Here is a 4,406-nt window from a genome sequence, read left to right as displayed (position 1 = left end):
GCGCCAGACCTCCTCGGTCACCATCGGAGCCAACGGTGCGGCCACCCGACACGTCACCTCGAGCACCGTGAAGAGCGTGTCGTAGGCGCCCGTGTCCTCGGCCCAGAACCGGTCCCGCGAGTTGCGCACGTACCAGTTCGTGAGCACGTCGAGGTGATCCTTCAGCTTCTGCACGGCGTCCGGGATGTCGTACGCCTCGAGGTCGGCCTTCACGGCGGCCGTGAACGCCCGGGTCTTGGCGAGCACGTACCGGTCCAGCACGTCAGAGCCGGCCACGGCCTCGGACGAGGGCGCCTTCGCGACGTAACCCTCGCCGTCGGCCACGGTGTTCGCATACAGCGAGAAGAAGTACCAGGTGTTCCACAGCGGCAGCAGCGCACCGCGGACCTGCTCGCGGATCGACTCCTCGGCCACGATCAGGTTGCCGCCGCGCAACACCGGCGAACCCATCAGCGAGAGCCGCACGGCGTCCGACCCGTAGGTGTTCCACATCTCGTACGGGTCCGGGAAGTTGCGCAGCGACTTGCTGGCCTTGCGGCCGTCGTCGCCCAGCACGATGCCGTGGCTGATGGCGGTCCGGAACGCCTGACGGTCGAACAGCGCGGTCGCCAGCACGTGCATCGTGTAGAACCAGCCGCGGGTCTGCCCGATGTACTCCACGATGAAGTCGCCCGGGTAGTGGTCCTCGAACCAGTCCGCGTTCTCGAACGGGTAGTGCACCTGGGCGAACGGCATCGACCCGGAGTCGAACCAGACGTCGAGGATGTCGGGGATCCGCCGCATCATCGACGTCCCGGTGGGGTCATCGGGGTTCGGCCGCACGAGCTCGTCGATGAACGGGCGGTGCAGGTCGGTGACCGGCACGCCGAATGCCTCCTCGAGCTCAGCGAAGCTGCCGTAGACCTCGGTGCGCGGGTACGTCGGGTCGTCGCTGACCCACACCGGGATCGGCGTGCCCCAGTACCGGTTGCGCGAGATCGACCAGTCGCGCGCGCCCTCGAGCCACTTGCCGAACTGCCCGTCCTTGATGTGATCGGGCACCCAGCCGATCTCCTGGTTGAGCTCGACCATCCGGTCCCGGAAGTCGGTGACCCGGATGAACCAGGACTCGACACCCTTGTAGATCAGCGGGTTCTTGCAGCGCCAGCAGTGCGGGTAGGAGTGGTCGTAAGTCTCCTGCCGCAGCAGCACCGTGCCGGGGGTGACAGAGGAGCTCTGGTCGCCGCGCGTGGTCGCCTTGAGGTCGGCGATGATCTTCGAGTTGGCGTCGAAGACCAGGTCGCCGGCGTAATCGAGCACCGGCTCCGTGAACTTGCCGTCAGGACCCACGGGCATCACGGCCTCGATGCCCTCACGGTCGGTGACGGACTTGTCGTCCTCACCGAACGCTCCTGCGGTGTGCACGAGGCCGGTGCCGTCGGTCGTGGTGACGAAGTCCGCCTCCACGATCCTGAAGGCGTTCTCGTGGCCGAGGTAGTAGTTGAAGGGGGGCGTGTAGGTCCGCTCGAGCAGGTCGGAACCCTTCAAGCGTTCGACCACCTGCTCCTCGACATCCTCGACCCCCTCGTTCTTGAGCTCACGTGCGTAGGCCTGCAGCCGTTCGGCTGCAAGCACGTAGCGCTCGGTCGTGCCGGTTGCATTCGAGGACACCACCACGTAGTCGATGTCCTTCCCGACGACGATCGCCAGGTTGCTCGGCAACGTCCATGGTGTGGTGGTCCAGACGAGCGCGAGCTCACCGGTAGCGAGCCTGAGTCCGACGGTCACGGCCGGGTCCTGCCGCATCTGGTAGACGTCGTCGTCCATGCGCAGCTCGTGGTTCGACAGGGGGGTCTCGTCGCGCCAGCAGTACGGCAGCACCCGGTAGCCCTGGTAGGCGTAGCCCTTGTCGTAGAGCTGCTTGAACGCCCAGATCACCGACTCCATGTACCAGGGCTCGAGCGTGCGGTAGTCGTTGTCGAAATCGACCCAGCGCGCCTGGCGGGTGACGTACTCCTGCCACTCACCCACGTACCGCGAGACCGAGTCACGGCACGCCGTGTTGAAGGCCTCGATCCCCATCTCGTCGATCTGTGCCTTGTCGGTGATGCCCAGCAGCCGTTCGGTCTCCAGCTCGACCGGGCGACCGTGCGTGTCCCACCCGAATCGGCGCTCGACCCGGCGCCCGAGCCTCGTCTGGAACCGCGGCACCACATCCTTGACGTACCCGGTGAGCAGATGCCCGTAGTGCGGGAGCCCGTTGGCGTACGGGGGCCCGTCGTAGAACACGAACTCGTTGCTGCCGTTCTCGCCGGCAGGCCGCGCGTCGATCGACGCCTGGAACGTGCCGTCGCCCTTCCAGAAGGCGAGGACGTTCTCCTCGAGCTCCGGCAGGTTCGGTGAGCTGACGACGCCCTCTGCCGACGGCGGTGTAGCCGGGCTGGCGTCGCGGTGGCGGGGGTATCGGCTCGTGGCCATCGGGGTCCTCTGCGGATGTGGGTGGTGGGTCCAGTCCTTCGACGAGGACGACCCGCCCGGGAGAGCGAACCGCGGTACCACCTCGCTTGCCCCGCTCCCCTGCGTACGCAGGCGGCGTGACCACTCCACATCGGCTGTGACGGGCCTGCCCCGTTCCGGTTCTAGTGAGTGTCCCTTCGCACCGAGATGCTCGTGGACGCTGTTCTTCCGGACGGCTCCCCGGTGATGGCCGGATCGGTGCCTGTGCGCTCATGGTACGCGCTCCTGGTTGGATCGCGCGCGCCCTGAGGTCATCAGGGCTTCGTCACTTCGCTACCTGATCGCAACGTTGCGGAGGCGTGGTGGCAACCGTGGCGGTCTTGTCTGGTCCGTGGCCCACCCACCCCGACCGGGAGCTCCTACGACATGACTGCGCTCGCGCGCCCTCCAGCGAGACGGAGGTCAGCGGCCCGCACCAGGTTCTTGTTCCGCGAGGGCCTGCTCTTCTGGGCGCTGATCATCCCGAACCTCACAGCGATCGTCGTGTTCGGGTACTACCCCACGCTGTACAACCTGGTGCTGAGCTTCACCGACTGGGACTTCGTGCAGCCGGCACCCGTGCTGGTGGGTCTTGAGAACTACATCGACCTGTTCCAGCCTGGATCGTTGCTCGCCGAGGCCCTCCGCAACACGGCGATCTTCGTTCTGTTCACCGTGGCCGGCACGATGGTGGGTGGACTGGCGATCGGCGGGCTGCTGGCGCAGCGGCTCCGCTTCAGCGGCCTGGTACGCACGATCGCGTTCGCACCTCACATGCTCCCCGGCGCGGCCGTCGGTGTGCTCTGGCTGTTCCTGTTCGACCCCAATTACGGCATGAGCCGCTGGCTGTTCGAGATGTTCGGAGCGGACTCACCGCGGTGGACCACGACGTCGGACTTCTCGCTCTGGGCGATCATCATCGCCTCAGCGTGGCAGCGGCTGGGATTCGTCGCGATCATCTACTACGCCGCCATCCTCGACCTCCCGAAGGACATCTTCGAGGCAGCCTCGCTCGACGGCGCCCGTGGCTGGAAGCTGTTCCGGCACATGACGCTGCCGCTGCTGAGCCCGATCACGTTCTTCCTCACCGTGACCGGGATCATCGCCGCAGCCCAGACCTTCGACATCATCGCCACGCTGACCGGAGGTGGGCCAGGAACCTCAAGCACCACGCTGCCGTGGCTCATCTACGACCAGGCGTTCGTGAGCTTCAACATCGGCAACTCGGCGGCCACCGCCACCGTGATGTTCGTGCTCCTGCTGATCGTGACCCTCATCCAGACCCGGTTCGCCTCGAGGCAGGTCCACTACTCATGACGCTCACCTCACCCCGCCCCGTCGCGGCACCCGAGCCGGATGCCCCCACTCCGGAGCCTCCGCTCCAGGAGGACACGTCCTCGCTGGGGATCCGTGCCGCACGCGACCGCCGCGCGGCGAAGCAGCACTCCCGCGGCGTGGCCATCGGGCTGTACATCCTGCTGGCCTTCGTGTTCGCGGTGTTCGCGGTGCCGCTGTACTGGCTGTTCAGCTCCTCGCTCAAGCCCGAGGGCGAGATCTACACGTTTCCGCTCACCTGGATCCCCAGCTCGCTGGAGTGGAACAACTTCGCCGAGGCCTGGACGTCCGCACCGTTCGGCGCATTCCTGCGCAACTCGATCATCACCACGGTGGTCGGGACCGCACTGGAGATCGGTGTGGCGCTGCTCTCGGCGTATGCCTTCGCGTTCGTGCGGTTCCGCGGCAAGATGCTGGTCTTCGCGGTGATGGTGGGCTCGCTGATGCTGCCCGGGCACATCACGCTGCTCGTCAACTACATCACCGTGGCCCAGCTCGGCTGGCTCAACACCTATGAAGGGCTGATCCTGCCGGGTATCGGATCCGCGTTCGCGATGTTCCTCATCTACCAGCAGATGCGTCAGGTGCCGGGCGAG

At 66.4% G+C, this 4,406-nt stretch carries 3 protein-coding genes; 2 read left to right on the top strand and 1 reads right to left on the bottom strand.

Annotated features, from left to right (window positions below; translation table 11 throughout):
• Window positions 1-2,457, bottom strand: a 2,457-nt coding sequence (gene ileS / locus ACOJSN_RS05285) for an isoleucine--tRNA ligase (RefSeq protein ID WP_420111464.1), incomplete at its 3' end; no start/stop codon positions are given.
• 405 nt (window positions 2,458-2,862) lie between these two features.
• Here ileS and ACOJSN_RS05280 point away from each other — a divergent pair.
• Both ACOJSN_RS05280 and ACOJSN_RS05275 read left to right on the top strand, forming a co-directional pair.
• Window positions 2,863-3,792 (top strand): carbohydrate ABC transporter permease, encoded by a 930-nt coding sequence (locus ACOJSN_RS05280; RefSeq protein ID WP_420111463.1) that lies wholly within the window; start codon window positions 2,863-2,865, stop codon window positions 3,790-3,792.
• Window positions 3,789-4,406: carbohydrate ABC transporter permease (locus ACOJSN_RS05275; RefSeq protein ID WP_420111462.1), on the top strand; the 618-nt coding region annotated here is incomplete at its 3' end. The genes ACOJSN_RS05280 and ACOJSN_RS05275, both read left to right, overlap by 4 nt.

It is taken from the genome of Pseudactinotalea sp., assembly GCF_048594945.1.
Lineage (GTDB): Bacteria > Actinomycetota > Actinomycetes > Actinomycetales > Beutenbergiaceae > Pseudactinotalea.
This window is presented reverse-complemented; position numbering and strand designations above follow the sequence as displayed.